This window comes from Cupriavidus sp. 05N40 (genome assembly GCF_056397305.1).
In genome coordinates, this window is the sequence record NZ_JBFTND010000058.1 from 1 (window position 1) to 25,399 (window position 25,399).

The following is a 25,399-nucleotide window of genomic DNA, read 5'->3' on the forward strand; positions in this document are numbered from 1 at the left end:
GCGCCCAGCCTTCTGCAAGAATCGCTTTCTTTTGGTTACTTTTCTTTTCGAGAAAAGAAAAGTGACACTTACATGTGCCCGAACGGGCTACCAAGCCCGCGCCGCTAGGCCCACAGAGACAGGCGCACTTGCATGCGCCTGAAGGACCAAAAAGGCCCGAGCCCTCTTTGAGACTTTGAGTCTTAGTCTTTAAGACTTCGCCTTTGAAGTTAAGATTCTGAGTAAAAATCTAAGACTTATCCCATCTCAAAAATCTCCAAAACCGACCCCGTCCTCTTAACCGTAGCCAACACAATATTAGAATTAATCGCCATCACCCCCGGCGCCTTATGCAAGCGGTTGACAACAAATTCGGAATAATGCTCAAGGTTCCGCGCCCGCACGGTCAGCACATAGTTGGATGGGCCGGACACGATCCGCGCGGTCACCACCTCCGGCCAGCCGTTCAGGGCCTGCACGAAGTTTTCGTGCCAGCGCTCCACGTCGGTGCGCATCGATACCTGGACCAGCGCCTCGAATTCCATGCCCAGCGCCTTGGCGTCGAGCACGCAGCGGTAGCCGGCAATCACGCCGGCCTCTTCCAGTAGCTTCACCCGCCGGAAGCATGCCGAGGCGGACAGGTTCACGGCCTCGGCCAGTTCCTGGTTCGTGGTTTTTCCGTCGCGGGTCAGGTGGCGCAGGATGCGGACATCGATCAGGTCAAGTTTCATTCTGAATATTTAACCGAAAAATCGGTCTTGTACGAAATAAATGCAGCGCAAGATGATTTAATTCGGTAATAACTCGAAGAAAATTAGATTATCTGTTTGTTAATATACCTCTCCCTGGACGCAAAAGCACTGGCTGGCATGCGGTGCCACGTATCAGGCAGGCTCTTTCGCCGCGAGGCGCGCGGAGCCGGAAAAACAAAAAGAGAGGAGACGCATCGATGAAGACATTCTGCCCCCCGCTGCTGGCGGGCATGCTCGTCACGGGCAGCGCCTGCGCACAGGGCTCGGCCACGCTCTACGGAATCGTCGACCAGAGCGTGCGCTTCACCACCCACGCCAACGCCGCCGACGACCACGACATCGGGCAGGCCAACGGCGCCGTGACCAACAGCCGCTTCGGCCTGCGCGGCGAGGAAACGCTGGGCGCCGGCCTCAAGGCCATCTTCCGCCTGGAAAACGGCTTCGACCCGCAGACCGGCCGCGCCAACCAGAGCGGACGGCTGTTCGGCCGCTACGCCTACGTCGGCCTGTCCGGCAGCCTCGGCACGCTGCGGCTCGGCCGCCAGTCCACCGAGGGCTTTAACCTGTTCGGCGACTTCGACCCGCTCGGCATCGCCAACTACATCGCAAACTACTGGCCGTACTTCATCACCGTGGGCCGCGTCGACAACGCCGTCAGCTATGACGGCAGCTTCGGCGGCCTCAACGTGGGCGCGAGCTACGGCTTCGGCGAGCAGCCCGGCAGCGTGGGCCGCAATGCGTACTGGGGCGCGCGTGCCGCCTACACCTTCGGCGGCGTCAGCGTGGGCGGCGTCTACCAGGAGACGCGCGACGCCGCCAGCAACACGCAGCGCATGTGGGGCGCGGCCGCGCGCTACGCGGTGGGCGCCGGCAAGTATTTCCTCGGCTATCTCGGCGGCAGGGACGCCACCGGCTCGCTCGATGCGGCGCTCAACGATGCCTCCCGCACCGTCGGCTATGGCACGTTCACGGCCAACCCGCGCAGGGACGACACCGTCTACGCCGGCCTGACCTGTCAGGTGATGCCGGCGCTGGCGCTGACCGCCGTCTTCTACCACGACCGCATCCGCAACGCCAACGGCATCGCCGGCAACGGTGGCCGGCGCTACGCGGGCGTGATGCTGGCCGAGTACGCGCTGTCGCGGCGCACGCAGTTGTACGGCACGGTGGACCACAACGTCGTCAGCGGCGGCGCCGCCACCGAGCTGCCCGGGCGCGGCAACCAGACCGGCGTGGCGCTCGGCATCCGCCACATCTTCTGAGCCGCGGCGTCCCGCATCCCCCAGCCCCCGGTTCCGGGGACCATGCGGCCCGCGCCGGACGAGGCAACAGCCAGGCCTCGCGCCGGCGCGGCCGGCCACCCGAAGGAGACAAGCCATGACCAATCCCCCGCAGCAGTTCCAGCAGATCGTCGAGCGCGAGAAGGGGCTGCGGCGCAGCCTCAGCGCCAGCCAGATGACCATGATCGCCATCGGCGGCGCGGTCGGCACCGGCCTGTTCCTCGGCAGCGGCTTCGCCATCGGCTTTGCCGGCCCGAGCGTGCTGGTGAGCTACGCCATCGGCGCGTTCATCGCGCTGCTGCTGATGGGCTGCCTGGCCGAGATGACGGTCGCGCACCCCACCTCCGGCTCGTTCGGCGCCTATGCCGAGCACTACATCGGCCCGCTGGCCGGCTTCCTGGTGCGCTATGCCTACTGGGCCTGCATCGTGCTGGCGGTCGGGGCGGAGGTCACGGCCACCGCGCTCTACATGAAGTACTGGTTCCCGGCGGTGCCGGGGTGGTTCTGGATCGTGTCGTTCTCGGGCGCGCTGGTGCTGGTCAACGCGCTGAGCGTCGATATCTTCGGCGCGGTCGAGTACTGGTTCTCGGTCATCAAGATCGCCGCCATCGTCGGCTTCATCCTGCTCGGCGCCTACGTGGTCTTCGGCGCGCCGACGCTGGTCGGCGGCGGCGCGCAGCAGGCCGGCTTCCATCACTACACCGCGCACGGCGGCTTTTTTCCCAACGGCATCCGGGGCACGTGGATAGCCGTCATCGTCTCCATCTTCAGTTACCTGAGCATCGAGATGATCGCCGTGGCCGCCGGCGAGGCGCAGGACCCGGAGCGCGCGGTCATGCGCGCGTTCCGCTCCACCATGGTGCGGCTGGTGCTGTTCTACCTGCTCACGCTCGCGCTGATGCTGGCCATCCTGCCGTGGACGGCCGCCGGCCATGACCAGAGCCCCTTCGTCAAGGTGATGGAAGCCATCCGCATCCCGGGCGCGGCCGGCGTGATCAACTTCGTGGTGCTGGTGGCCGCGCTGTCGGCCATGAACAGCCAGCTCTACATCACCACGCGCATGATGTTCAGCCTCTCGCGCGCGGGCTACGCGCCGCGGCAACTGGGCCAGCTCAGCGCGCGCGGCGTGCCGCTGCCGGCGCTGCTGCTGTCCACCGGCGGCATCGGCATCGCCACGCTGGTGAGCATCGTTTATCCGGATGCTTCGTTCACCATCATGATGGCCGTGTCGATGTTCGGCGCGCTGTTCACGTGGATGATGATCTTTATCACCCACTACTACTTCCGCCGCGCGTGGCGGGCCCGGGGCGACGCGCCGCTGCGCTTTCGCATGTGGGGCTTTCCGGTGCTCACGCTGCTGGGCGCGGGGCTGATGCTGGCCGTCATGCTCACCACGGCGTTCACGCAGGCGTTCCGCATGACGCTGGTGTTCGGCGTGCCATTCCTGGTGGCGCTGACGGTGGCTTACTTCGGCTGGTTCAAGGCGCGTGCGGCAGCCGCGGCGGCGGCGCAGGGCGAGGAGGTGGCCTGAGCCGGCGCGCTCAGGCTGCGCCGTCCGTGGCGGACTGCGCATAGCCGCCGCGCGGCCGCGTCGGCAGCCACAGCAGCCACGCGGTCACGGCCGCCGCGCAGGCCAGCAGGGCAACCGAGGCGAAGGGGCGCTCGCGCAAGAACCACGCCGTGGCGCCCAGCGACGGCCACATGGTGCCGATGGCCAGCCACTTGGCGCGCAGCGGCACGCTGCGGTGCTGCTGCCAGTCGTGCACCAGCGGCCCCAGGCGCGGATGCGCCAGCAGCCGCGCATGAAAATGTTCCGAGCCGCGCGCGAAGCACGCCGCGGCCAGCAGCACGAACGGCGTGGTGGGCAACACCGGCAGGAAGATCCCGACGATGCCCAGCAGCAGGCTGAGCGCGCCGAGCGCCACGAACAGCGCGCGCAGCACCCGCTCGCGGCGGCTGCGCGCAGCGGAGCCGGCGTTGGCGCTTGCGGGCGGCGCCGTATTCAGACCGCCAGCCCCAGGCGCGCGCGCGCCTCGTTGTACTCCGCCTTCATGCGCGCCACGATTTCGCCGGCGGTGGGGATGTCGTGGATCTGGCCCACGCCCTGGCCAGCGCCCCACACATCCTTCCAGGCCTTCGCCTTCGAAGCGCCGCTGGAAAAGTCCATCTTGCTCTTGTCCGCCAGCGGCAGGTTCTCCGGATCCAGCCCGGACGCCAGGATGCTTTCGCGGATGTAGTTGCCGTGCACGCCGGTGAACAGGTTGGTGTAGATGATGTCTGCCGCGGCCGAGGTGGTGATCGATTGCTTGTAGGTCTCGCTCGCGTGCGCTTCCTGCGAGGCGATGAAGCGCGTGCCCACGTACGCGAAGTCCGCGCCCATGGCCTGCGCGGCCAGCACCGATTCGCCGGTGGCGATGGAGCCCGACAGCGCGATCACGCCGTCGAAGATCTTGCGCACCTCGCCCACCAGCGCGAACGGCGACAGCGTGCCCGCGTGGCCACCGGCGCCGGCGGCCACCAGGATCAGGCCATCCACGCCGGCCTCGATGGCCTTCTCCGCGTGGCGGATGCTGATGACGTCGTGCAGCACGATGCCGCCGTAGCTGTGCACCGCGTCGATCATTTCCTTGGGCGGCGCGCGCAGCGACGTGATGAAGATGGGCACCTTGTGGTCCACGCACACCTTGATGTCGTGCTCCAGCCGCGCGTTGGACGCATGCACGATCTGGTTCACCGCGATCGGGCCCACCGCCGCGCCCGGGTTGGCCGCGCGGAAGCTGGCCAGATCCTCCTGCATCTGCGTCAGCCAGTCGCCCAGCATCTCCGCCGGGCGCGCGTTCAGCGCGGGGAAGGAACCGACGATACCCGCCTTGCACTGCGCCAGCACCAGTTCGGGGTAGCTGACGATGAACATCGGCGAGGAAATGACGGGCAGCGACAGGTTCTGCAGAACCGGGGGCAGTTGTTTGGCGGCGGGCATGGCGTCTCCTGAACCACGGCGGGCGCCGCATGGGGCGCCCTGGATATGAACGAGCGTTCGATTATAGGGAGTTCGGGGTGCTTTCGGCGTGGCTGGTATTAGAGGAAGTCTACGGCGAAGCGGGGGCGGGCGTTAAGTCAGTATGGGTGCCGCCACGCACCGTGTATTGCATCCAGGCGTACAGGTTCCGTCGCCATTGTTTCCTTTACAGAACAGTGTATTGACGAATCTAGGGTTTTCCCTTGGTTCCAGGCGGCGTACATTGCGTGAACCGCCTGGCTTCCGCTCAGCGTCTCCGGCAAGAGAGCCGCCGGAGCCAGGCAGCCGCGTCGACCCGGTCGGCGCGCCGTCCCCAGCCAGCAGTCAGCCGTAGCAGCAAAGGAGTGCATTATGAGTTCCATTCTCGAAGCCCTGTTCGCAAGGCATGTCGGCGACCCCGAGCACATCGTCAGCGCGCTCAACCATCAGGAAATCGTTGTCGCCCTGTCGGCGCTGGTCGCGGAGCAGCGCGTCGCCGTGCTGCACATGCTCTACCCGCGCACCGACGCCCGCACCCACCGCAGCCTCGACGCGCTCGTCAGCGCGCTGCACGGGCACGGGCTGCACCAGGTCGCGGACCTGGTTTCGCAGGAAGCGCACTACCTGGTGTTCCGCGATCCGTCCAAGGCGTGGAAGGCACTCCAGGAAATCCGCCACGACTCACTGGCCATCGGCGTGCATCTCTACTACAAGGGTGCCACCGGCGACGCCGCGGAGCGCGAGCTGGACGTGGACGCGCATCAGAAGGCCGCGGCCAAGCCGCGCACGGCTGTGGACGCTGTCGGGAGTTGAGTCGCGAGCCACGCCCTCGGGGGAGGGCGGCCTGGCCTGTTGGGGCGGCCCGCGACAGACGTCATGATGTCGCGCTTGTCCATGGGCTCGGCAAAGCGGTAATTCGATTGCGATCCGCATAAGCGCGCGATCGGCCGGTACGGGCCGATCGCAGCCGTCTGACAGCATCGCCCCACTACCCGCATCCCGGCCTTTTCGAGCGTCTGCCTCGAAAGAAGAGGCCCCGCAAGTTCAAATCCCCGAGGGATCCCTGAGGGGCCATTCCGTTCTTGTAAGGTCCATGAGCCGGCCGCTGCTATCGGCCGGCTTCAACCGCTGGCCCGTGTCCTCTTGCAGCCGACCCGCGGAAGCGGCGTGGCTGGCGAGCCGCGCTCAGGCTGCCGCAAGACCGCCGTCGATCAGATAGATCGCGATCGAGAACGTCACGAGAGACATGACCGTGCTGGTGAGGATGGACGTTGCCGCTTCGCTCCGATAGGCGCCGGCTTCGTTGGCGAACATGGCCGGAATCGTCGCGGACGGCAGCGCGCACAGCAGGATCATCTGTTGAGCGTAGAGACCCTTGACCGAAAGCAGAATGGTTGCGCCAATCATCAGGGCCGGGTGCACGAGCAGCTTGAGTCCCATGTTCACCCACACCTCGCTGGAAAGATTCAGCCGCACGGAGGACATGATCAGGCCGAGGCAGAACAGCGAAACGCCGGGCGTTGCCTTGCCGAGCAGATTGAGCGATTCGGCCGCTACCGGCGGGAGCTTGACCGCGAACAGGGAGAGCAGGATGCCGATGGCGGGCGCCCACATGAGCGGCCGGCGGACGGCGCCCGATACGCTCGCAACGAAGGCCTTGGCGCCGCTGCCTTTGCCACTGGCGACCGTGAGCAGCATCGTGGTCAGCGGAATCATCACGAGGCTTGCGACCAGGTTGAGCACCAGTACGGAATACAGGCTGCTGGGGCCGAACATGGCCTGCAGGATCGGGATGCCCATGAAGGCAGCGTCCGGGTAGCCGACCACGAAGCCCTTCAGCGTGGCGGCCTTGAGCTCGCGATAGCGAAACCAGCCGAGCGCGAACGCCACGGCGTACATCCCCATGATGCCGATGAACGTTGCGACGACGAACCGGAAATCCAGCAACTGCGAACGCGGCGTGCCGGCCATGCCGACCAGCAGCAGGGCGGGGAAGATCCAGTTGAGAACCAGGCGGCTGATGACGAGACTATCCGAATGGTTGAGCTTGCCGCGTTTGCCCGCGAGAAATCCGAGCACGATGACAAACGCAACCGGCAGCAGGGGCCCTGCGATACGGTCCAGCATGATGACACTCCTTGGATTTGGCATCCGTACCGTCAGGTCTGTTCCTTCGCCCGGCACGCGATCGCCTTTGATGCACGGCGCCTCTTGCGCGCCGTGCCTTCATGCATGGCCTGATCAGGCCACCCGGTAGTCGCGGATCACTTCCGCGCTGGGCTCGATGCCGAGACCCGCACCTTGCGGCACGGCGAACGCACCGTTCTTCGGGATGATGGCGTCGCCGTAGAGCTGTGCCTCGAGGTCGAAATAGCGCCATTCGACGAGCGCATCGGGACCGCCCAGCGCGGCGCTTGCGTGCACACTGGCGAGCAGGCCGGGACCATCGTAGAACGTGTGGACCATCACCGTGACATTGTTGGCATTGGCCAGGGCGTACACCTTCTTCAATTCGGTCAGGCCGCCCATCTTCGCCGGGCTCGGCTGGATGAAGTCGACAGCCTTGGCTTCGAACAGATGCTGGAAGTCCATCAACGTCGAGGCGTTCTCGCCGGCGGCGACGGGGATGCGGCCTTCCTGCCTGACGCGCGCGAGCCCGGCATAGTTTTCCGGCGGCCAGACCGGCTCTTCGAGCCATCGCAGGTTGAAAGGCCGAAGCTTTTCCGCCATGTCGAGCGCTTCGCGGACCGTCCACGGACAGTTGACGTCGAGCGTGATGTCGACGTCGTCACCGGCCGTCTCGCGCGCCGCGCGGACGCTCTCGACATCGATCTCGTGCAGCTTGAGATGGCGAAATCCGTCGTTCAGCGCGCGCGCCACGTTTTCCCTGACGAGATCCGGGTCGGAGTACCGGGTCAGGCTGGCATAGGCCCGCAGCGAGGTGGCGCTACTGCCTCCGAGCAATTGGTAGACCGGCTTTCCCGCGACCTTGCCTGCGATGTCCCATAGCGCGATGTCGATGGCGGAAAGGCTGTGGATGAAGGCGCCACTGCGCCCGAATACATGGAACTTCTTTTGCAGGTCGAGCATCAGCTTCTCGAGCTGCGAGGCATCCCGGCCGATGATTTCGGGCGCGAGAATCGTGTCGATCACGACCTTGGCCGGAGGAACCGCCATGAAGCCGAACGTCTCGCCCCAGCCGACCACGCCCGTATCGGTCGTGACCTTGACGACCAGCGAGTCAGCGGTCTGCAATCCGCTTTTGCCCCACACGGCGTCATCTGATCGGCCCCCCGCCGTGAAGGGAATGCGCAGGGGTATCGTCTCGATGTTTGCAATCTTCATGATGTTTCCTTCCTGGTGTGCAGTCCGGCATGCTCGCCGTGTGATGGCGGACTCTGCGAGTCCAGCCAGTGAAACGAGCCGCTGTCGTCCTGGATGCCGCCTGGCGCCGCCCGGGGATTGCTCGTTACCCTTGGGCACCAATCTAGGCGCATCGCCGTCGAACTCGCATACCCGCCAAGGCGAATCAGTCTTGCGCGGCAGGAACAAATCAGGTGCACAGCTTCATCAGCCGGCGCGACTCCCAATTTCCCGCGCGCTGGTTCGAAGTGGACAAAGCGCTGCCTGGCGGTTGCCCCTGAAATCGCCATTGCCTGCACGGGCAGGGCGGTGCTCCCCGGCGTGCCGCCAGGCGTCGCCGCTGGCACCTCGCGCACCACCGCGGCGCAGCCAGGGCATGCAGGCGCGCAGGATATGTGCTGCTGTCAGAACGGCGGGATGCCGGCGCGGCACGACACGGAGCCGGTCGGTCGTGTGGACGCACCTATCCGCCGGGGCGTCGGGGAGGGAGAAATGGGGGGCGGCCTCGGCGCTCGCACGGAGGCGGTGGCCGGATCATCGGCGCGCGAAGGGCCAATGCCCGAGCGGACATGGCTCGCGATCGCGATCCTCAAAGAAATTCCTTCTTGATGTCGATGCTCGAGCGCTGGCCAACATGATCGTAGTTTTCCTTGATCCATGCCTCGGCCTCGGTCCTCCCCTTGTCGCGCAGGGAGCAAAGGAAGTCCCAGTCGGCGTTGTACTTGCTCGACGCACCGAGGGCGCTCATGGTCTCGTCAGACCTGATCGAGTGGATCAGCATTTCCTTCATCTCGCTTCGATTGACCTTGCCTTGCTGGATCAGCGAAGTCACGAAGGCAATCGCGCGCATCTCCCGCATGAGCGATGAGTTGAAGCTCACTTCATTGACGCGATTGAGGATGTCGACGGCGGTGGTCGGCACGCCAGGGCGCACGATCGGATTGATGTGGACAATCACGACGTCGCTTGTATTGCAGTGATAGATCAGCGGAAAAATTGCCGGGTTGCCGACATAGCCGCCATCCCAGAAGTACTCGCCGTCTATCGGCACAGCCTGAAACAGGGTGGGCGGACAGGCCGAAGCCAGCACGGCCTCGATGCAAATGTCCGTGCTTGAAAAAATGCGTATCCTGCTGGTCTCGACATTGGTCGCGCACAGATAAAGCTGTATCGGGCATTGCTTGCGCAGCACCGCGAAGTCGACCTGTTGCTCGAGGACATCCCGCAGCGGATTGCTGTTGCTGGGATTGAACTGGTATGGCGACAGAATCCGGAGAACGATGTCCGCCATCGCGTAAAGGGGCGAGTAGTTCAGTCCAAAGCTATGGGTTCCCTTTAGCCAGGGCATCCAGCGGAACGGGCTGTGCTTCTTTGCCGATTGCGCGATCGCGAGCCAGAATTCGTGGAGCGCCTCGCGCGCCCGGTCGTGCCCGCCCTGCAGCAAGCCGTGGGCGAGCACGGTGGCATTCATCGCGCCCGCACTCGTCGCACTGATGCCTTCGATGGTGAATCTCCCATCCGCGAGCAAGCGGTCGAGGACTCCCCACGTGAACGCACCATGCATCCCGCCGCCCTGCAAAGCGAGCGCGATTGGCTTTTGTTCGCCGTTACCGGTCGGCTTACGGATACTCCCGGCCATCCCAAGGCTCCTTCGTGGCGTGGGGGAGCAGACCCGCCAGGTATCGGCTTGCGCGGGCGTAGCGCAAAGTATCGTAGCCAGCGCTTATTCAAGCGTTCGCCTGGCGRCCACCAGCGCGGATGGAGGCCCGCCAGACCAGGCTCTCATCAGTGCGTCGATGGACGGCACCCCCTGTCATGAAGTGTAGTAAAGATGTGATGCCTGAGTGGTGAGGCGGCGGGTCGATGGATGGCGTGCCGCCCGCACCGAGGCGTGCGCCGTGCCGGGTGGCGGCGATACGCGCATAAGTGCCTTGTCGGCAACGGCGCCACGACGACGCGGCGGTGACCGTGCTGGCGGGTCACCCCGTGCTAGGATGAACGCTCCCCAGCAGCCGCCCCAGGCCCATGACCACCCTCTACGCGACCCTCGGCGTGCAATCGGACGCCACCCTCGACGAGATCAAGCGTGCCTACCGCCGCGCCGCGATGAAGTGGCACCCCGACCGCAATCTTGGCCGCGAGGCGGAGGCGCACAAGGCGTTCCAGGAAATCCGCGATGCCTACGGCATTCTTTCCGATGCGGAGCAGCGCCGGATCTACGACGAGGTATTCGAGCAGGAGATGCAGCGCTGGCAGGCTGAACGCGAGGCGCAGGAAGAACAGGAGTGCGAGGCGCAACGCGAAGCCCAGCGCGTCGCGCAGGAACACTACGAGAAGATGGTCGCGATCGCGATGCGCTTTGCCGACGACGGACACAACCGCGAAGTCCTCTTCGGCGTGCTGCTCGGCCGTGACTGCGAGGCGGAGCTGGCGGCACGCATCGCGGACAGCGTATGGGCCTTGCAGGAGTCGCGGCGGGCAGGTGCGCCGGCCGCGGACGCGCCACACAGCGAAGCCGCCCCGACGCCTGCCGGCGCGGCGGCGTCAAATGCCGATGAGGCGACGCGGTCCAGGCGTCACCCCGGCACCTTCGATTCGTTCTGGCACGGCTTGTTCGGCCTGCGCTCGTAGCCGGGCTGGGGCATGTCGATGCCGAAGCGTCCTGGCAGATGAGCCGCCCTGAACAGCATCAGCCACGGGACCTCCTCACTTCCTATTTCTGGAGTGGCGACGCCATCCGCAGCCGGCGCGTGAGCGACATCGTGCTGTCAGGCACGGTCGACGTCCCCGTGCCCCCTGCACGTCTGCTTGCGGATTGGGCAAGGGAGATATCGTCACGCCTGATCCTGGAACCCGGGGATGTCGAAGCCATGCCCCTGGCACGAGCGCGGGCGCGCTGGCCGGACTACACGCGTTGCGTGCAGGCGGCGTCCGATTGGACGTGCGCGCTCGGACTACCCGGGGTGCTTGCCGCCAGTGACATCGCCCTCATGGCCTGCCGCGGCGCGAGGTACCACCATGACGGCGAGCAATATGGCGGCGCGGCCTTCTGCAACCTCTTCCTGAGCGAGGACAAGGGCCTGGACTTGCATTTCCCCTCTTTGGGACTGCGCATCCCCCTGAGCCGGGGCACGGTTGTGATATTCGATACTTGCCAGCCCCATGGCGTCATTCCACGCCACAGCAGCGGCTTCGACGTGGGCGACTTCCCGCCCGGCCACGACTGGGTCCAGCTATTCCTGACCTGGGAGCTTCCCATCGAGGATGCCGGTGTCGGGCACGCGCTCGAGGTTGACTTCGACATCTCTGCCTCGACCTCGCTGCAACTGAATGAAGAGCAGGTCTGGCTGAACGGTGCAAGGGCCGGTGTGTGCCAGGATTCTGGCCGGTGGTGCCTGGCCGGCTGATCGTCAGGGTCACGCCGCGCTTTGTCGCGGAGGGCGGACAAGGAGCGGGCCGGCGCGACATTCTCCCAAGGGAACCGGCCTGCCCGCGCAGCCTGTGCCGGGGATGCGCGAACAGGGGAATCACTCGGGCTGGATGCCGGCGTCCTGGATGATCTTCGACCAGCGATTGGCCTCGCCGTCGAAGAACTTCTTGTGCCCGGCCGGCGAAAGGCGGTCGTCGCTGACGACCGTGACGCCGAGCGCTTCTTCGCGCTTGATGAGCGCCGCGTCCTTCAGCGCGGCGCGCAGGGCCGTGTTGAGCTTTGCCAGTACCGCTGGCGGCGTCCCGCGCGGTGCGTAGAGGCCATGCCAGACGGTGAAGTTGAAACCCGCCAGCCCTCCTTCGCTGAGGGTCGGAATGCTTGCCAGCGCGGGCACAGATGATCGCTGTGCGCTGGTCACACCGTAGGCCTTCACCTTCCTGGCCTCGATCTGGGGTGTGCTGTTCGTGGCTTGCTCGCACATCAGGTCGACCTGGCCGCCCATGATGTCGGACATGGCGGGAGCCGTGCCTTTGTAAGGCACAGAGGTCATATTGCTCTTGAGCGCGCTTTGCAGCATGAGGCCGCACAGATGGGAGGCGGAACCCGCTCCGGCATTGGCGAGGTTCAGCTTTGCGCCATTCTCCGCGATGAACTTGCGGAGATCGGGTAGCGCATTCGGCGGCAGGTTTGGCCTGCCAATCAGGGTCGAGGGCGCCTCGTTGATCAGACCGAGAAACTCCAGGTCGGCCGTCTTGTAGCCCAGCTTCTTGTAAAGCGACGGCGCCGTGGCCAGGCCTATGTGATGTACCAGCAGCGTGTACCCGTCCGGCGTGGCGCGCGCAACGCGCGCTGTACCGATCGTTCCCCCCGCGCCGGCTGTGTTCTCGACCAGGACCGTCTGCCCCAGGGTCTTGCGCAATGCCTCTGCCACATCGCGAGCGATCTTGTCGCTCGGGCCGCCGGCGACGAACGGRACAACCAGTGTGACAGGCTTCGCCGGGTACTCGGCGTACGCGGGACCCGGGGCGGCAAGTGCACCGCCGGCAAGACAAAGGGTGACGGCATAGGAAGCCGCTTGCTTGTTCGACATGGTTGTCTCCGTTGTATGTTTCTTGCCCTGGCTATGCCGCTCAGGCCGACAGTTCCTGCATCACGCGATAGAGGTCGGACTTGGCTTCGAAGCCGATGCCTGGCAGGTCCGGCATGGTGAGATAGCCCTGTTCGACCTTGACGCCATCGGGAAAGCCGCCGAACGGCTGGAACAGGTCCGGGTAGCTCTCGTTGCCGCCGAGGCCCAGGCCGGCGGCGATGTTCAGCGACATCTGATGGCCACCGTGCGGGATGCAGCGGCTGGCCGACCAGCCATGCTGCTTGAGCATGTCGAGGGTCCGGAGGTACTCGACCAGGCCGTAGCTCAGTGCGCAATCGAACTGGAGGTAGTCGCGGTCCGGGCGCATGCCGCCGTAGCGGATCAGGTTGCGGGCGTCCTGCATCGAGAAGAGATCCTCGCCGGTTGCCATCGGGTTGGCGTAGTAGTTGCGCAGGGTCGCCTGCAGTTCGAAGTCTAGCGGGTCGCCCGGCTCTTCGTACCAGAACAGGTCGTACTGCGAAAGCGCCTTGGCGTACTCGATCGCGGTGTCGAGGCCGAAGCGGCCATTGGCGTCGACCGCCAGCTTCTGGCCATCCTGCAGGACGCTCAGGATCGAATCGATGCGACGCAGATCCTCGTCGAGCGATGCGCCGCCGATCTTCTTCTTGACGACCGTGTAGCCACGATCGATGTAGCTGCGCATTTCGTCCTTGAGCTTGTCGTGGTCCTGGCCGGGATAGTAGTAACCGCCGGCTGCATACACGAAGACCTTGCGATCGGGCGTACCGTTGCCGTAGCGATCCGCCAGCAACTGGAACAGTGGCTTTCCTTCGATCTTTGCCACGGCATCCCAGACGGCCATGTCGATGGTGCCGATCGCCACGGAACGCTCTCCGTGGCCGCCCGGCTTCTCGTTCGTGAACATCGTGTCCCAGATCTTGTGGGGGTCCAGGTTGTCGCCGGTGGCGTCGATGAGTGATTCCGGATCGGCTTCCATCAGGCGCGGGATGAAGCGCTCGCGCATCAGCTTGCCCTGGCCATAGCGGCCGTTCGAATTGAAGCCGTAGCCAACCACGGGCTTGCCGTCCCGGATCACGTCGGTGATCACGGCGACGAGGCTCAGCGTCATCTTGCTGAAGTCGATATAGGCGTTGCGGATGGGCGAGCTGATGGGGAGGGTCTTTTCGCGGATTTCGACGATTCTCATGCTGTGTCTCCTGGCGCGCTGGCGCTACGGTGCGTGGGGTGTGGGAATCGGTAGCTTAGTGGCTGGAGCGTGAACTAAAATTGAATCAAATTAATTTGATTATTCACTTTGAGTGAAAACTGACCTCGCCTCCGAACTGGAGTTCTTCGTGCTGGTGGCGCGTCACGGCAACCTGTCGGCCGCGGCGCGCGAACTCGACCTGACGCCGCCGGCGGCGACAAAGCGGCTGGCGCTCATGGAGGGCCGGCTGGGCGTGCGCCTGGTCAACCGCACGACACGCAGCATCAGCCTGACCAACGAAGGCGAAACCTACCTCGCCTATGCGACGCGGATCCTCGCGGACCTTCGTGAAATGGAAGATGCCGTATCGAGCAGCGGAGCCGAGCCTCGCGGTCTCCTGCGTGTCAACGCCACGCTGGGCTTCGGTCGCACCACCATTGCGCCGCTCGTCTCCGATTTCGCCAGGCGCTATCCCAACGTCGAAGTGCAGTTGGAGGTCACTGACAGGCCCGTGGACCTGGTCGAGAGCGGGTTCGATCTCGCGATCCGGTTCGGGGCCTTGCCCGACAATCGCTTGAACGCCAGGCGGATCATGTCGAACCGCCGGTTTCTTTGCGCGTCACCGGTCTATCTCGACAAGTTCGGGACGCCGACGACGCTCGCCGAACTGGTAAGCCACCGTTGCATCATCCACAGGCAGAACGACGGCGCCCACGGCGTCTGGCGGTTTCTGCACAAGCGGCAGAGTGAAGTGGTGAAGGTTGACGGCGCGCTGTCCAGCAATGACGGCGATATCGTGCTCGGCTGGGCGCTCGATGGCCATGGAATCCTGATACGGTCCGAGTGGGATCTGGCGAAGTATCTGGAAAGCGGAAGGTTGAGGGTGGTATTGCCCGATTTCGCGCTGCCGTCGGCCGATCTCTTTGTCTACTACCCGCAACGTCGAAATCAGACCGCCCGTGCAAGGACGTTCATCGACTTCCTGGTGGCGCAGTTTCAAAAGCCCGCGATGGCAAGCGAATCACGCAAGAAAGGCGGGTAGCCCTGCCATGCGGCCCGCAAGCGCCTGCTCGCTTGCCGAAGTTGACGTCGACGGGAATCGAGGGCTACCTTTGCGAGAACCCGGACAGGTTGGGCGATTCCTGGCTGACCGGACCTGCGGACCCGCGGACCCGCGGACCCGCGGACCTGCATATGGCGGAGCATGAATGAAGACGTTGCTGATCATCTACCACACGATGACCGGGGGAACACAGCAGATGGCCGAGGCGGCAGCCGGCGCGGCGCGCACCCAGTCGGGCGTCGCGGTCAGGCTGCAGCGTGCGTCCGAGACCGGCCCGGACGATGTGCTGGCGGCCGACGGCTACCTGTTCGCGACGCCGGAAAACCTGGCTTCGATGTCCGGGCTGATGAAGGACTTCTTCGATCGCTGCTACTACGCGGCGCTTGACCAGGTGAACGGCCGCCCGTACGCGGCCATGATCTGCGCCGGCAGCGACGGGCAGAACGCACTGCGTCAGGTCGAACGCATCGCCACCGGATGGCGGCTCAACTGCGTGGCGCCAGGCCTGATCGTCTGTACCCATGCACAGACGCCCGAACGCATTCTGGCGCGCAAGGAAATAAGCGCCGATGATCTCGCTCGCTGTGCCGAGCTCGGCGCCGGACTGGCGGCCGGCATCGCGCTGGGCGTGTTCTGACGTGGCCGCGGACGATCGCGCAAGCCCGGGCATATCGTCGGGATGGCGTGGCAAATCCATCGGGGACTTGGCCGGCTACCTGTAGCGCGCAACGCTCTCCTGCAGGATCGCGATAAATGCCTGCGTCGCCGGTGACCGCGTGCGCCCGGCCAGCGTGACGACGCCATACGGCGACCACATGTCATCGAAGCCCAGCACGGCGAGCCTGCGCGCCGTTCCCGCGGCGCATTCGGCCTTCATCATCTCGCTGGGCACGAGACCCACCGCTTCGGTTTCCAGCACCAGCGAGCGAACGGTCAGCAACTGGTCGCAAGCCACCGTCAGCAGATCGCGAGCAGTGCCGGGGACCTGTTCGTCCAGGCGCTGGCGAAGCATCGCGGCGATTCTCTTCGGCAGATGCGGGCCGGCGACCGGATAGCCCAGCAGGTCTTGCAGCGCCACTGCCGACTTGCGCGCCAGCGGATGGCCTGCGCGCACGAAGAAGCCGGTTTCGATCGGCGGCAAGTCTTCGACGAGCAACTGAGGACGCTTGTCGATGCTGGTGCTCTCCCCAAGGAAAACATCCAGCTCCTCCGCTTCGATCCGCTCGCCCAATGCGCGCGCCTCATCGATCTCGACGTCCACGCGCAGGCCGGGATAGCGGCCTAGCAGCATGGCAAGCACAGGGTCCAGCAGAAACGACGCGGCAAGTGCGCCGAAACCTACGCGAATATGGCCGCGGGTCAGATCCTGCATCATTTCCAGGTCGCGCTTCATCTCGCGGGCTTCGCGCAGCATGCGCCGCGCGCGCTCCAGCACGACCAGGCCCTCGGCGGTCAGCGCGGCACGCCCGTAGGCCCGGTCGATCAGCATCTTGCCCAGCTCGCTTTCGAGGGCCTGGATGCTGCGCGTCAAGGCAGGCTGCGACAGGTGCAGTTCGTCCGCCGCCCTGGCAAAGCTGCCGGCCTCGATCAGGGTGACAAAGTGCTGGTACTTCCTCAGGGCCATGAAATTAAGTTTTTACGCATGGAAAACYGAAAAATATTGCATTTGACGATAGGTTGCAATGCTTCCAGTATGGGACAGCTTCACTGAGTTTCSCCCCGCAAATCCTGGAGTCAACCTATGACAGCACATACCGAGCCGCATGCCGGCACAGACATGACCGATGCGGAGTGGCGCACCCGCGTGGACCTGGCGGCCYGCTATCGGCTGGTCGCGCATTTCCGCTGGGACGACCTAATCTTCACCCACATCTCCGCGCGCGTGCCCGGCGCGCCTCAGCACTTCCTGATCAACCCCTACGGGCTGATGTTCGAGGAGATCACGGCTTCCAGTCTGGTGAAGGTGGACCACGGCGGCGCGCCGGTCGGGCCGACCGAGCACCTGGTGAATCCGGCCGGCTTTCTGATCCACAGCGCAGTCCACGAGGCGCGGCCCGATGTGCAGTGCGTGCTGCACACCCATACGCTGCACGGCATTGCCGTCTCGGCGCAGCGCGAGGGATTGCTGCCGATCTCCCAGCAATCGATGTTTCCGCTCAGCGCGCTCGCGTATCACGACTACGAAGGCCTGGCACTGCGAGACGCCGAGCGCGCGCGGCTGGTGGCGGACCTGGGCACAGCCAGCAACATGATCCTGCGCAACCATGGCTTGCTGACATGCGGCAGCACCATCGCCGAAGCCTTCCTGGCCATGTACACGCTGGAGACCGCATGCCGCGTGCAGATCCTGGCGCAAAGCGGCGGCACCAGCCTGACCCACGTGCCGGCATCCATCCTCGAAGGCATGGCCGGGCAGGCAAAGGAGGTCACCAAGGGCCAGGGCGCCGGCCTGGTCTGGCCCGGGCTGCTGCGACGCCTGGACCGCATCGATCCCTCGTTCAGGACCTGAACATGGGCATCCTGGTTCTGATCCATCCATCGCTGTCCGCGCCACTGGCCGATGCACTGCGCAAGGCTGCGCCCGACATTCCCGTGTGGACAAGCGCGGCGCAAGCCCCCGTGCCGGAAGTCGAGTGCATCATGGCGTGGAGCCTGCAAGACGGCGTCGCCTCGTCGTACCCCGCTCTCAAGCTGATCAGCGCGCCGAGCGCCGGCGTGGACAAGCTGCTCTCGGCGACAGACCTTGCGCCCGGCATGCCGGTCACCCGCGTGGTCGACCCGCGCCAGCCRCTGGAGATCGCCCAGTACGTGCTGGCGGTGACATTGCGCCATACGCGCGAACTGCCTTGCTATGAAGCCCAGCAGTTGCGGGTCGAATGGCACCGGCATCCGGTTCGCCCGGCGCAGAAGACGCGGGTGGGCGTCCTCGGTCTCGGGCAGATCGGGCAGGCGGTGGCACGCGCCATGCACGGCGCGGCGTTTCATGTGGCCGGCTGGAGCCGGAGCAGGAAAGCCTTGCCGGGTATCGCCACCTTTGCCGGCGAGAGCGAACTCGGGACGCTGCTGTCGCAGAGCGATATCCTGGTCTGCACGCTGCCGCTGACCGCCGACACCCATGAGATCCTGGATCGCAGGCGACTGTCGCAGCTGCCGCAAGGCGCATACCTGGTCAACGTGGGGCGCGGCGAGCATCTGGTGGAGTCCGATCTCATCGCGCTGCTGGACAGCGGGCATCTGGCGGGCGCGGCGCTCGACGTCTACCGTGCCGAGCCGCTGCCCGCGGACTCCGCGCTCTGGCGCCACCCTCGCATCCTGGCCACGCCGCATATCGCCGCCCAGGCCTCGTTCGATCTCGTCGCGCAGCAGTGCGTGGAGAACGTGCGTCGGGTCAGGAGCGGCCTGGCCGTGTTGAACGAAGTCGATCGCGCACGGGGGTACTAGTTCAGGGGAGCCCCTTCGCCATGCGCTCGGGATTGACCAGCCGGTCGTAGTCTTCCCCGCTCAGCAGGCCCAGTTGCATCGCCGCGGCGCGCGGCGTGATGCCGAGCGCGATGGCGGTGCGGGTAATCTGCGCGGCACGGTCGTAGCCAATGACCGGATTCAGTGCGGTCACGGCGAGCAGCGCACCCTCCACGTTGGCGGCCAGCTTCTCCTGGTTCACCTCGAGTCCCGCGACCAGCTTTTCGGCCAGCAGGCGGGCACTGTCCGACAGGATGCGGATCGACTGCAGCACGTTGTGGATCAGCACCGGCTTGGCGACATTCAGTTCGAAGTTGCCGGATGCGCCCGCCATGGTGACCGCGACGTGATTGCCCATGACCTGGATGGCCGCTTGCACGGCCACCTCCGCGATGGTCGGATTGCGCTTGCCCGGCATGATCGACGACGTCAGGCCATCATCCGGAATCGTCAGTTCTCCCAGGCCGCAGCGCGGTCCCGACCCCATCCAGCGCAGGTCGTTGGCGATCTTGGTCAGGGAGGTGGCCATGACGTTGAGTACGCCGGAGAGTTCGACCAGCGCATCGTGCGCGGACATGCCCTCCACCTTGCAGGGGCTGGGGCGGAACGCCAGGCCGGCGAGCCGGCCGGCTTCCTCGCAGAACGCCTGGTCGAATCCCGCGGGTGCATTGAGGCCGGTGCCCGCCGCCGTGCCGCCCTGCGGCAATTCCAGCAGGCGCGGCAGCACGCTGTCGAGCCGCGCGAGACCATTGGCGGCCTGCGCGGCGAATCCCTCGAACGCCTGGCCCATGCGCATCGGCACGGCGTCCATCAGGTGCGTGCGGGCCACCTTGATCACGTCCGCGAAGGCATGGGCGCGGTCCAGGAGCGCATCGCGCAGGCAGGCGAAGGCCGGCTGCAGCCGGTCTCTGACTTCCAGCGCCGCGACCATCTGCATCACGCTCGGGAAGCTATCGTTGGAGGACTGCGAGGCGTTGACATGGTCGTTGGGATGGATGGGCGACTTGGTACCCAGCGGCTGGCCCAGCAACTCGTTGGCGCGATTCGCGATCACTTCGTTCGCGTTCATATTGGTCTGGGTGCCGGAGCCGGTCTGCCAGATGGTGAGCGGGAAGTGCGTGTCGAAGCGGCCGTCGCGCAGTTCCCCGGCGGCCGCGACGATGCTCTGCGCCAGCCCCGCGTCCAGCGCCGCGCAGCGCACGTTGGCGCGCGCCGCCGCCATCTTGTGCAGGCCGAAGGCGCGGATCAGGCAGGCCGGGAAGCGTTCCTCGCCCACCGTGAACAGGCCGAGGGCGCGTTGCGTCTGCGCGCCCCAGTAGCGGTCTGCGGGAATGTCCACCGGACCGAAGGCGTCGTGCTCGACTCGGGTCATGGTCATCGTCTTCAGTCCAGTGAGATGTTCGTTTTTGCCGCCACGGCCTTCCAGCGCGCGATCTCGGCTTCGGTGTGCAGGCCGAGCGCGCGGCCCGTGTATTGTTCGCGCGGCAGCATCTGGATCGCCTGGCCTGCCATCTTCGCGGTGAACGCCGGATCCGACATGACCTTGAGGTAAGCCTCCTGCATCTTGTCGAGCGCCGCCTGCGGCGTGCCCTTTGGCGCATAGATCCCGTACCAGGTCGCGGCCTCGAAGCCCGGCAACACGCTCTCGGCCAGCGTGGGGACGTCCTTGAGCTGCGCCACGCGGGTGGCCGAGGTCACCGCAAGCGGGCGCACCTTGGACTCCGTGATCTGCGGCAAGGCGGTATTGGTCTGGTCGAACATGCCGTCGACCTGGCCGCCGATGACATCGATCAGCGCCGGCCCCGCGCCCTTGTAGGGCACCAGGGACACCTTCATGCCGGCAGCCGACGCGAACAGGGCGGCGATCAGATGCGAACTGGAGCCCATGCCGGCGTTGCTGATGAAGAGCTTGCCGGGGTTCTTCCTGCCGAAGTCGACCAGCGCGCGGATGTCCTTGGCCGGATGGTCCTTGCGGACCATCAATACCATCGGCGTATCCGGAAAGCGGAACACCGGCGCGAAGTCCCTGACCGGATCGTAGGCAAGCTTCTTGTACAGCGCCGGAGCGGCGCCCATGTATCCCATGTGGCCGACCAGCATGGTGTAGCCATCGGGCGCGGCGCGCGCGGCCTTGGCCGCGCCCACCGTGCCGCCGGCGCCGGGCGAGTTGTCGATCACGATCGACTGGCCGACTTCGCGCGATACGCGCTCCGCGATGGTGCGCGCCAGGGCATCGGTGGGCCCGCCGGCGGCGAACGGGACGATCCACGTGACCGGCTTGGCGGGATAGCCTTGCGCGGCGGCCGGATGGCTGGCGGCGATCAGCGCCGCGGCGCCGGCCACGCGCGCCAGGGTGGCAAGAAACGAGGGCTTGGTACGGGTCATGGATGGTCTCCTCCGGGTGGGCGGATATGTTCTTGTGAGCTTCAGGTCGTGGCCTTCGACAGCGGAATGCCGGGGGTATGCGGGTTGGCCTCGCTGGCGTCTTCGCCCAGCAGGTTGCCGTCGTCCAGCGCGGCATCGGCGGCCGCGGCATCGGGATAGCGCTCCGGGTAGAGATGGCGCGCGGCCACTTCCGGGTCGAACGTGCCGGACCACTTCGCCACCACCACGGTCGCCACGCTGTTGCCGATGGTGTTGCAGGTCGAGATCGCCATCGACAGGAAGCGATAGACGCCGAAGATCACCGCCAGCCCCTCGACCGGCAGCATGCCGGTGGAGGTGACGGTCGCGGCGAACACCACGAAGGAGCCGCCCGAGACGGTCGCCGCGCCTTTCGATGTCAGCAGCATCAGCAGCAGGATGCCGATCTGGTGATCGAGCGAGAGCGGTACCCCGTAGGCGTGGGAGATGAACATCACGCCCATCGCCATGAACAGAGAGGTGCCGTCGAGGTTGAAGGCATAGCCCGTGGGCAGCACCAGCCCCACCGTCTGCTTGGCGCAGCCCAGGCGCTGCAGCTTGATCAGCAGGCGCGGCAGCGCGCTTTCCGAGGACGCGGTGCCCAGCACGATGAGGATTTCATCCTTGATGTAGCGCAGGAAGCGCCACAGGCTGAAACCCGCCAGCCTGGCGATCAGGCCCAGCACCACCGCGATGAACAGCGCCACCACGGCGTAGAAGCTCAGCACCAGTTGCGCCAGCGCAACCAGCACCGCCGCGCCGTTGCTGCCGACCGAGTAGGCCACGGCGCCGAAGGTGCCGATCGGCGCGAGCTTCATCACCAGGTTGATGAACGAGAACAGCACCTCCGAGATGGTGTCCAGGCCGCCGTTGATCTTCTCGCGCCGGCCTTCGGGAATCGCCAGGATGCCGATGCCGACCATCACGGCCAGTACCACCACCTGCAGCAGTTCGCCCTTGGCGAACGCGCCCACGAAGTAGTCCGGCACGATGTGGGCCATGAACTCCAGGAAGCCTTGCGGCGCCGCCGCCTTGGCGACCGGCGGCGCGGCGCCTGCCGCAACGCTCGTCATGCCCTTGCCGATCTGCAGCAGGTTGCCGGCCAGCAGGCCAACGACCAGCGCGATGGTGGAGATCACCTCGAAGTAGACGATGGAGCGCCAGCCGACCCGGCCCGCGCTCTTCACGTCGCCGGCCGACGCGATGCCATGCACGATGGTGAGAAACACCAGCGGGGCCACGCCCGCCTTGATCAGCGACAGGAACATGTCGCCCAGCAGCTTGAGCTGCGAGGCGAACTTCGGGAAGGCGAAGCCCACGATGATGCCGAGCACCAGGGACAGCAGCACCTGCATGCCCAGCTTGCGGTACCACGGGAGCTTGCGCGCCGGCGGCGGCGCCTCGGGGGTTTGCTTGGTTTCGTTGTACATATTGTCTTCCTCCACCCTCAGTTCAGGCAGGCACGCGCGCGGAGCGTGCGATGGCGCGGTCAACCATCTGCGGCGCGAGGCCGAGGTAGTTGCACGGGTCGGTGAGCCGCTCGATGGCGGCGCGGTCGAAGTGCTTCGTGACTTCGGGCAGGGCGGCCAGCGCGTCGGCGAGGGAGCCGCCTTGCTCGTTGACCGTGCGGCAGGCGTCGTAGACCACGTCATGGGCCTGCTGGCGGCCGATATGCGGGGCCATGCCCATCATCACGGCCTCCGCCACGATCAGGCCCCTGGAGATGCCGAGGTTGTGCTTCATGCGCTCCGTGTCGACGATCAGGCCGCCGAGCGCGAACTTGGCCTGGTGCAGCGCGCCGGCCGTCAGGATGAAGCTCTCGGGGATGGCGATCCACTCGGCGTGCCACGGGCCGGTGGCCCGCTCGAAGTCCTGCACCATCGCATCCACCATCAACCCCGCGTGCTGGCGCACGGCCTTCGATGCGGCGAGCATGAGTTCGCTGGAGATGGGGTTGCGCTTCTGCGGCATCGTGCTGCTGGCGCCGCGGCCCTTGACGAAGGGCTCGTAGACCTCGGCAAACTCGGTCGAGGCCATGATCATGATGTCGAGCGCGATCTTGCCAAGCGAGCCGGTGACGAGCGCGAGCAGGTTCACGGCCTCGGCGAAGCCGTCGCGCGCCACGTGCCACGTGGTGTCGGGCACGCCAAGCCCCAGTTCTTCGGCCAGCGCTTCCTGCACCGCGAAGCCCTGGTCGCCGAGCGAGGCCAGGGTGCCGGCCGCGCCGGCGAATTCGACCACGGCCACGCGGGGGCGCAGTTCGGCGATGCGCTGCTGATGGCGATCGAACATCGCCAGCCAGATCGCGACCTTGTAGCCGAAGGTCACCGGCAGCGCCTGCTGCAGGTGGGTGCGGCCGGCCATGGGCGTGTCGCGGTGCGTCTTCGCCAGTCCCGCCAGGATGCCGCGCAGTTCGCGGATGTCGGCGTCGATGGAATCGAGCGCGTCGCGCACCTGCAGCGCGACGGCGGTGTCCATGATGTCCTGCGTGGTGGCGCCCCAGTGCACGAAGCGGCCGGCCTCGCCGCACATCGCGACAAGCTGGTGCACGAGCGGCAGGATCGGGTAGCCGACGATATCGGTTTCCTCGCGCATGTGATCGAAGTCGATGCGCTCGAGGCGCGATTCCCGCGCGATCACTGCCGCCGCCTCGGCGGGAATCACGCCGACGCGTGCTTCGGCCGCCGCCAGGGCGACTTCGACATCGATATAGCGCTGGATCAGCGCCCCGTCGGAAAAGATCTGGCGCATCTTCTGCGTGCCAAAGGCATCGCGGAACAGGATGGAGTCGACGACGGTGCTGGCCATGGGGAGGGTGGGATTCGGCATGAGGGTCTCTTGGTGCTGGTGAAGGGGGGTGTCAATATGTTCGGACATATCTATACTTTAGTATGTCCGAACATATTCAGCAAACCAGTGTTAACCCGCAGCTGGACAAATGTGATTCCCCTGGCCCAAGATTCCGCCTTATGAGCAGACCCCATTTCGCAAGCATCGCCCGTGAACTCACGGATGGCATTACCTCGGGACGTTTCCCGGTTGGCTCGCTGTTGCCGACCGAACTTGAGTTGTGCGAGCAGTACCAGACCAGCCGCCACACGATCCGGGCGGCGTTGCAGGAGCTTCAGCAGCTGGGACTGGTATCGCGGCGCAAGAATGTAGGCACGCGGGTCGAGGCGGCCAGGCCAACCAATGTCTTTCGCCCGACCCTGGCTTCGGTGGATGACCTCGTGCAGTTCGGCTCGGAACACCTGCGGGTGGTGCGCTCGGTGGAGTCGCTGGAAGCGACCGGCGCGCTGGCCGCTGAGCTGGGTTGCGCAAGCGGCACGCGGTGGCTGCGCATCACCAGCCTGCGGATGGTCGGGGAGGCGGGCGGCTCACCGATCGGCTGGACCGACGTCTATGTCGATCCGGCCTACGCGGACCTTGGCGACATCGTGCGCGCATCGCCGGGCACCCTGATCAGCGCGCTGATCGAAGAGCGCTATGGCCGCCACATCGCGGAGATCTACCAGGACATCCGCGCCTGCACGGTGACGGATGCGGCCATGGCGCACGCCTTGCAGCTGGAGGTGGGTGCCGCGGCGCTGAAGATCGTGCGCCGCTATCTGGACACGGCTGGCGAGGCGTTCGAGGTATCCGTGACCGTGCATCCCGCCGAGCGGTATTCCGTATCGATGCGACTACAGCGCTCGGGCGYGTGAGCAGGATTGCCGCGGCGCGGATTTTTCGCGGGCGGTGTCGATTTCCGGTGCCCCGGCCCGTCGTAGTGTCAGAGCTGCCCGTCGGGCCCGCATCCCGCGGGCCCTGAACCGGCTTCGTGGCCGCGCGGCCGCGCGGCTCCAGCCACTTGTTCCAGGAGAAAGACGATGCGTGTCATGGTGATGGTAAAGGCGACGAGCCAGTCGGAAGCCGGCAAGATGCCCGGCGAGGAGCTGCTCGCGGCGATGGGCAAGTTCAACGAAGAACTGGTCAAGGCGGGCGTGATGCTCGCGGGCGAGGGCCTGCATCCGAGCGCCAGGGGCAAGCGGGTGCGCTTCTCGGGCAGCCAGCGCAGCGTGATCGACGGCCCGTTCGCGGAGACCAAGGAGCTCGTCGCCGGGTTCTGGCTCTGGCAGGTCAAGTCGATGGAAGAGGCGGTGGAATGGGTCAGGCGCTGCCCCAACCCCATGGAAGGCGACTCCGAGATCGAAATCCGCCCGCTGTTCGAGGCCGCCGATTTCGGCGATGAATTCACGCCCGAGCTGCGGGCGCAGGAAGAGCGCGTGCGCGCCGAGGCCGCGGGCAACGCGGGCGGGCCGCGCTGAGGCCTGCCCACCCCGGGGCACTGGCGGCGTCCTCCGGTCCCATGGCGGGCCGCGGGATCTCGCCGCCG

24 protein-coding genes are annotated in these 25,399 nt (G+C 65.9%); 11 read left to right on the top strand and 13 right to left on the bottom strand.

The annotated features are described in order from the left end of the window. Window positions 1-236 precede the first annotated feature (236 nt). The gene (locus AC1DO7_RS15680) at window positions 237-710 is read right to left on the bottom strand and encodes an Lrp/AsnC family transcriptional regulator (protein WP_441613818.1); all 474 of its coding nucleotides are present in this window, start codon (window positions 708-710) and stop codon (window positions 237-239) included. Window positions 711-928: 218 nt separating this feature from the next. Between AC1DO7_RS15680 and AC1DO7_RS15685 the strand changes: the two genes are divergently transcribed. After that, the gene (locus AC1DO7_RS15685; protein ID WP_441650156.1) at window positions 929-1,993 is read left to right on the top strand and encodes a porin; all 1,065 of its coding nucleotides are present in this window, start codon (window positions 929-931) and stop codon (window positions 1,991-1,993) included. 115 nt (window positions 1,994-2,108) lie between these two features. Continuing rightward, complete coding sequence (locus AC1DO7_RS15690; protein ID WP_441650157.1) at window positions 2,109-3,542, top strand: amino acid permease; 1,434 nt, start codon at window positions 2,109-2,111, stop codon at window positions 3,540-3,542. A 10-nt stretch (window positions 3,543-3,552) separates the two neighbouring features. Here the strand turns inward: AC1DO7_RS15690 and AC1DO7_RS15695 are convergent, their stop codons facing one another. Further along, window positions 3,553-3,954, bottom strand: a complete 402-nt coding sequence (locus AC1DO7_RS15695; protein ID WP_441650158.1) for a YbaN family protein — start codon at window positions 3,952-3,954, stop codon at window positions 3,553-3,555. A gap of 59 nt (window positions 3,955-4,013) precedes the next feature. Next, window positions 4,014-4,991, bottom strand: a complete 978-nt coding sequence (locus tag AC1DO7_RS15700; RefSeq protein WP_441613814.1) for an NAD(P)H-dependent flavin oxidoreductase — start codon at window positions 4,989-4,991, stop codon at window positions 4,014-4,016. Between the two features lie 390 nt (window positions 4,992-5,381). On the opposite strand from AC1DO7_RS15700, the gene AC1DO7_RS15705 reads away from it, so the two are divergent. Next, window positions 5,382-5,822 carry a hypothetical protein gene (locus tag AC1DO7_RS15705; protein WP_441613813.1) on the top strand — a complete coding sequence of 147 codons (441 nt, stop codon included), beginning with the start codon at window positions 5,382-5,384 and terminating at the stop codon, window positions 5,820-5,822. A gap of 372 nt (window positions 5,823-6,194) precedes the next feature. Here the strand turns inward: AC1DO7_RS15705 and AC1DO7_RS15710 are convergent, their stop codons facing one another. The 3 genes from AC1DO7_RS15710 to AC1DO7_RS15720 all read right to left on the bottom strand — a co-directional run bounded on the left by AC1DO7_RS15710 (window position 6,195) and on the right by AC1DO7_RS15720 (window position 10,011). Beyond that, window positions 6,195-7,136 carry an AEC family transporter gene (locus AC1DO7_RS15710; protein WP_441613812.1) on the bottom strand — a complete coding sequence of 314 codons (942 nt, stop codon included), beginning with the start codon at window positions 7,134-7,136 and terminating at the stop codon, window positions 6,195-6,197. A gap of 114 nt (window positions 7,137-7,250) precedes the next feature. Further along, window positions 7,251-8,354 carry a mandelate racemase/muconate lactonizing enzyme family protein gene (locus tag AC1DO7_RS15715; protein ID WP_441650174.1) on the bottom strand — a complete coding sequence of 368 codons (1,104 nt, stop codon included), beginning with the start codon at window positions 8,352-8,354 and terminating at the stop codon, window positions 7,251-7,253. 607 nt (window positions 8,355-8,961) lie between these two features. Beyond that, complete coding sequence (locus AC1DO7_RS15720; protein ID WP_441650159.1) at window positions 8,962-10,011, bottom strand: patatin-like phospholipase family protein; 1,050 nt, start codon at window positions 10,009-10,011, stop codon at window positions 8,962-8,964. Window positions 10,012-10,397: 386 nt separating this feature from the next. On the opposite strand from AC1DO7_RS15720, the gene AC1DO7_RS15725 reads away from it, so the two are divergent. Together AC1DO7_RS15725 and AC1DO7_RS15730 are read left to right on the top strand one after the other, a co-directional pair. Further along, entirely contained in the window at window positions 10,398-11,003 is a 606-nt protein-coding gene (locus tag AC1DO7_RS15725) for a J domain-containing protein (RefSeq protein WP_441613809.1), read from the top strand. 38 nt (window positions 11,004-11,041) lie between these two features. Continuing rightward, complete coding sequence (locus AC1DO7_RS15730; RefSeq protein WP_441613808.1) at window positions 11,042-11,779, top strand: hypothetical protein; 738 nt, start codon at window positions 11,042-11,044, stop codon at window positions 11,777-11,779. 120 nt (window positions 11,780-11,899) lie between these two features. Here AC1DO7_RS15730 and AC1DO7_RS15735 read toward each other — a convergent pair whose 3' ends face one another. Further along, a complete protein-coding gene (locus AC1DO7_RS15735) occupies window positions 11,900-12,892 on the bottom strand; it encodes a tripartite tricarboxylate transporter substrate-binding protein (protein ID WP_441613807.1) in 993 nt (330 codons plus the stop codon). Between the two features lie 40 nt (window positions 12,893-12,932). Continuing rightward, window positions 12,933-14,099, bottom strand: a complete 1,167-nt coding sequence (locus tag AC1DO7_RS15740; protein WP_441613806.1) for a mandelate racemase/muconate lactonizing enzyme family protein — start codon at window positions 14,097-14,099, stop codon at window positions 12,933-12,935. A gap of 112 nt (window positions 14,100-14,211) precedes the next feature. Here AC1DO7_RS15740 and AC1DO7_RS15745 point away from each other — a divergent pair, with 112 nt between their 5' ends. After that, window positions 14,212-15,141 carry a LysR substrate-binding domain-containing protein gene (locus AC1DO7_RS15745; protein ID WP_441650160.1) on the top strand — a complete coding sequence of 310 codons (930 nt, stop codon included), beginning with the start codon at window positions 14,212-14,214 and terminating at the stop codon, window positions 15,139-15,141. 166 nt (window positions 15,142-15,307) lie between these two features. Further along, entirely contained in the window at window positions 15,308-15,799 is a 492-nt protein-coding gene (locus tag AC1DO7_RS15750) for a flavodoxin family protein (RefSeq protein WP_441650161.1), read from the top strand. Window positions 15,800-15,874: 75 nt separating this feature from the next. On the opposite strand, the gene AC1DO7_RS15755 is transcribed toward AC1DO7_RS15750, so the two are convergent. Next, window positions 15,875-16,786 carry a LysR family transcriptional regulator gene (locus AC1DO7_RS15755; RefSeq protein WP_441650162.1) on the bottom strand — a complete coding sequence of 304 codons (912 nt, stop codon included), beginning with the start codon at window positions 16,784-16,786 and terminating at the stop codon, window positions 15,875-15,877. 117 nt (window positions 16,787-16,903) lie between these two features. Between AC1DO7_RS15755 and AC1DO7_RS15760 the strand changes: the two genes are divergently transcribed. Together AC1DO7_RS15760 and AC1DO7_RS15765 are read left to right on the top strand one after the other, a co-directional pair. Further along, window positions 16,904-17,671 (top strand): class II aldolase/adducin family protein, encoded by a 768-nt coding sequence (locus tag AC1DO7_RS15760; RefSeq protein ID WP_477116303.1) that lies wholly within the window; start codon window positions 16,904-16,906, stop codon window positions 17,669-17,671. Window positions 17,672-17,673: 2 nt separating this feature from the next. After that, window positions 17,674-18,603, top strand: a complete 930-nt coding sequence (locus tag AC1DO7_RS15765; protein WP_441650164.1) for a 2-hydroxyacid dehydrogenase — start codon at window positions 17,674-17,676, stop codon at window positions 18,601-18,603. A gap of 1 nt (window position 18,604) precedes the next feature. Here the strand turns inward: AC1DO7_RS15765 and AC1DO7_RS15770 are convergent, their stop codons facing one another. From AC1DO7_RS15770 to AC1DO7_RS15785, 4 genes are read right to left on the bottom strand one after another with little or no spacing between them, the layout of a single operon-like run. Further along, window positions 18,605-19,999 (bottom strand): class II fumarate hydratase, encoded by a 1,395-nt coding sequence (locus AC1DO7_RS15770; RefSeq protein ID WP_441613800.1) that lies wholly within the window; start codon window positions 19,997-19,999, stop codon window positions 18,605-18,607. A 5-nt stretch (window positions 20,000-20,004) separates the two neighbouring features. Further along, complete coding sequence (locus tag AC1DO7_RS15775) at window positions 20,005-21,006, bottom strand: tripartite tricarboxylate transporter substrate binding protein BugD (RefSeq protein ID WP_441613799.1); 1,002 nt, start codon at window positions 21,004-21,006, stop codon at window positions 20,005-20,007. 41 nt (window positions 21,007-21,047) lie between these two features. Then, complete coding sequence (locus AC1DO7_RS15780; protein WP_441650165.1) at window positions 21,048-22,454, bottom strand: cation:dicarboxylate symporter family transporter; 1,407 nt, start codon at window positions 22,452-22,454, stop codon at window positions 21,048-21,050. Between the two features lie 22 nt (window positions 22,455-22,476). Next, entirely contained in the window at window positions 22,477-23,853 is a 1,377-nt protein-coding gene (locus AC1DO7_RS15785) for a class-II fumarase/aspartase family protein (RefSeq protein WP_441650166.1), read from the bottom strand. Between the two features lie 140 nt (window positions 23,854-23,993). Here AC1DO7_RS15785 and AC1DO7_RS15790 point away from each other — a divergent pair, with 140 nt between their 5' ends. Together AC1DO7_RS15790 and AC1DO7_RS15795 are read left to right on the top strand one after the other, a co-directional pair. After that, the gene (locus tag AC1DO7_RS15790) at window positions 23,994-24,728 is read left to right on the top strand and encodes a GntR family transcriptional regulator (RefSeq protein WP_477116304.1); all 735 of its coding nucleotides are present in this window, start codon (window positions 23,994-23,996) and stop codon (window positions 24,726-24,728) included. A gap of 165 nt (window positions 24,729-24,893) precedes the next feature. Further along, window positions 24,894-25,331, top strand: a complete 438-nt coding sequence (locus AC1DO7_RS15795; RefSeq protein WP_441613795.1) for a YciI family protein — start codon at window positions 24,894-24,896, stop codon at window positions 25,329-25,331. Window positions 25,332-25,399 lie beyond the last annotated feature (68 nt).

What these genes read in the sequence shown, in the direction of transcription:
- AC1DO7_RS15680 (WP_441613818.1), bottom strand. Translation starts at nt 710, where the DNA reads ATGAAACTTGACCTGATCGATGTCCGCATCCTGCGCCACCTGACCCGC.
- AC1DO7_RS15685 (WP_441650156.1), top strand. Translation starts at nt 929, where the DNA reads ATGAAGACATTCTGCCCCCCGCTGCTGGCGGGCATGCTCGTCACGGGC.
- AC1DO7_RS15690 (WP_441650157.1), top strand. Translation starts at nt 2,109, where the DNA reads ATGACCAATCCCCCGCAGCAGTTCCAGCAGATCGTCGAGCGCGAGAAG.
- AC1DO7_RS15700 (WP_441613814.1), bottom strand. Translation starts at nt 4,991, where the DNA reads ATGCCCGCCGCCAAACAACTGCCCCCGGTTCTGCAGAACCTGTCGCTG.
- AC1DO7_RS15705 (WP_441613813.1), top strand. Translation starts at nt 5,382, where the DNA reads ATGAGTTCCATTCTCGAAGCCCTGTTCGCAAGGCATGTCGGCGACCCC.
- AC1DO7_RS15710 (WP_441613812.1), bottom strand. Translation starts at nt 7,136, where the DNA reads ATGCTGGACCGTATCGCAGGGCCCCTGCTGCCGGTTGCGTTTGTCATC.
- AC1DO7_RS15715 (WP_441650174.1), bottom strand. Translation starts at nt 8,354, where the DNA reads ATGAAGATTGCAAACATCGAGACGATACCCCTGCGCATTCCCTTCACG.
- AC1DO7_RS15720 (WP_441650159.1), bottom strand. Translation starts at nt 10,011, where the DNA reads ATGGCCGGGAGTATCCGTAAGCCGACCGGTAACGGCGAACAAAAGCCA.
- AC1DO7_RS15725 (WP_441613809.1), top strand. Translation starts at nt 10,398, where the DNA reads ATGACCACCCTCTACGCGACCCTCGGCGTGCAATCGGACGCCACCCTC.
- AC1DO7_RS15730 (WP_441613808.1), top strand. Translation starts at nt 11,042, where the DNA reads ATGAGCCGCCCTGAACAGCATCAGCCACGGGACCTCCTCACTTCCTAT.
- AC1DO7_RS15740 (WP_441613806.1), bottom strand. Translation starts at nt 14,099, where the DNA reads ATGAGAATCGTCGAAATCCGCGAAAAGACCCTCCCCATCAGCTCGCCC.
- AC1DO7_RS15750 (WP_441650161.1), top strand. Translation starts at nt 15,308, where the DNA reads ATGAAGACGTTGCTGATCATCTACCACACGATGACCGGGGGAACACAG.
- AC1DO7_RS15755 (WP_441650162.1), bottom strand. Translation starts at nt 16,786, where the DNA reads ATGGCCCTGAGGAAGTACCAGCACTTTGTCACCCTGATCGAGGCCGGC.
- AC1DO7_RS15770 (WP_441613800.1), bottom strand. Translation starts at nt 19,999, where the DNA reads ATGACCATGACCCGAGTCGAGCACGACGCCTTCGGTCCGGTGGACATT.
- AC1DO7_RS15775 (WP_441613799.1), bottom strand. Translation starts at nt 21,006, where the DNA reads ATGACCCGTACCAAGCCCTCGTTTCTTGCCACCCTGGCGCGCGTGGCC.
- AC1DO7_RS15780 (WP_441650165.1), bottom strand. Translation starts at nt 22,454, where the DNA reads ATGTACAACGAAACCAAGCAAACCCCCGAGGCGCCGCCGCCGGCGCGC.
- AC1DO7_RS15785 (WP_441650166.1), bottom strand. Translation starts at nt 23,853, where the DNA reads ATGCCGAATCCCACCCTCCCCATGGCCAGCACCGTCGTCGACTCCATC.
- AC1DO7_RS15795 (WP_441613795.1), top strand. Translation starts at nt 24,894, where the DNA reads ATGCGTGTCATGGTGATGGTAAAGGCGACGAGCCAGTCGGAAGCCGGC.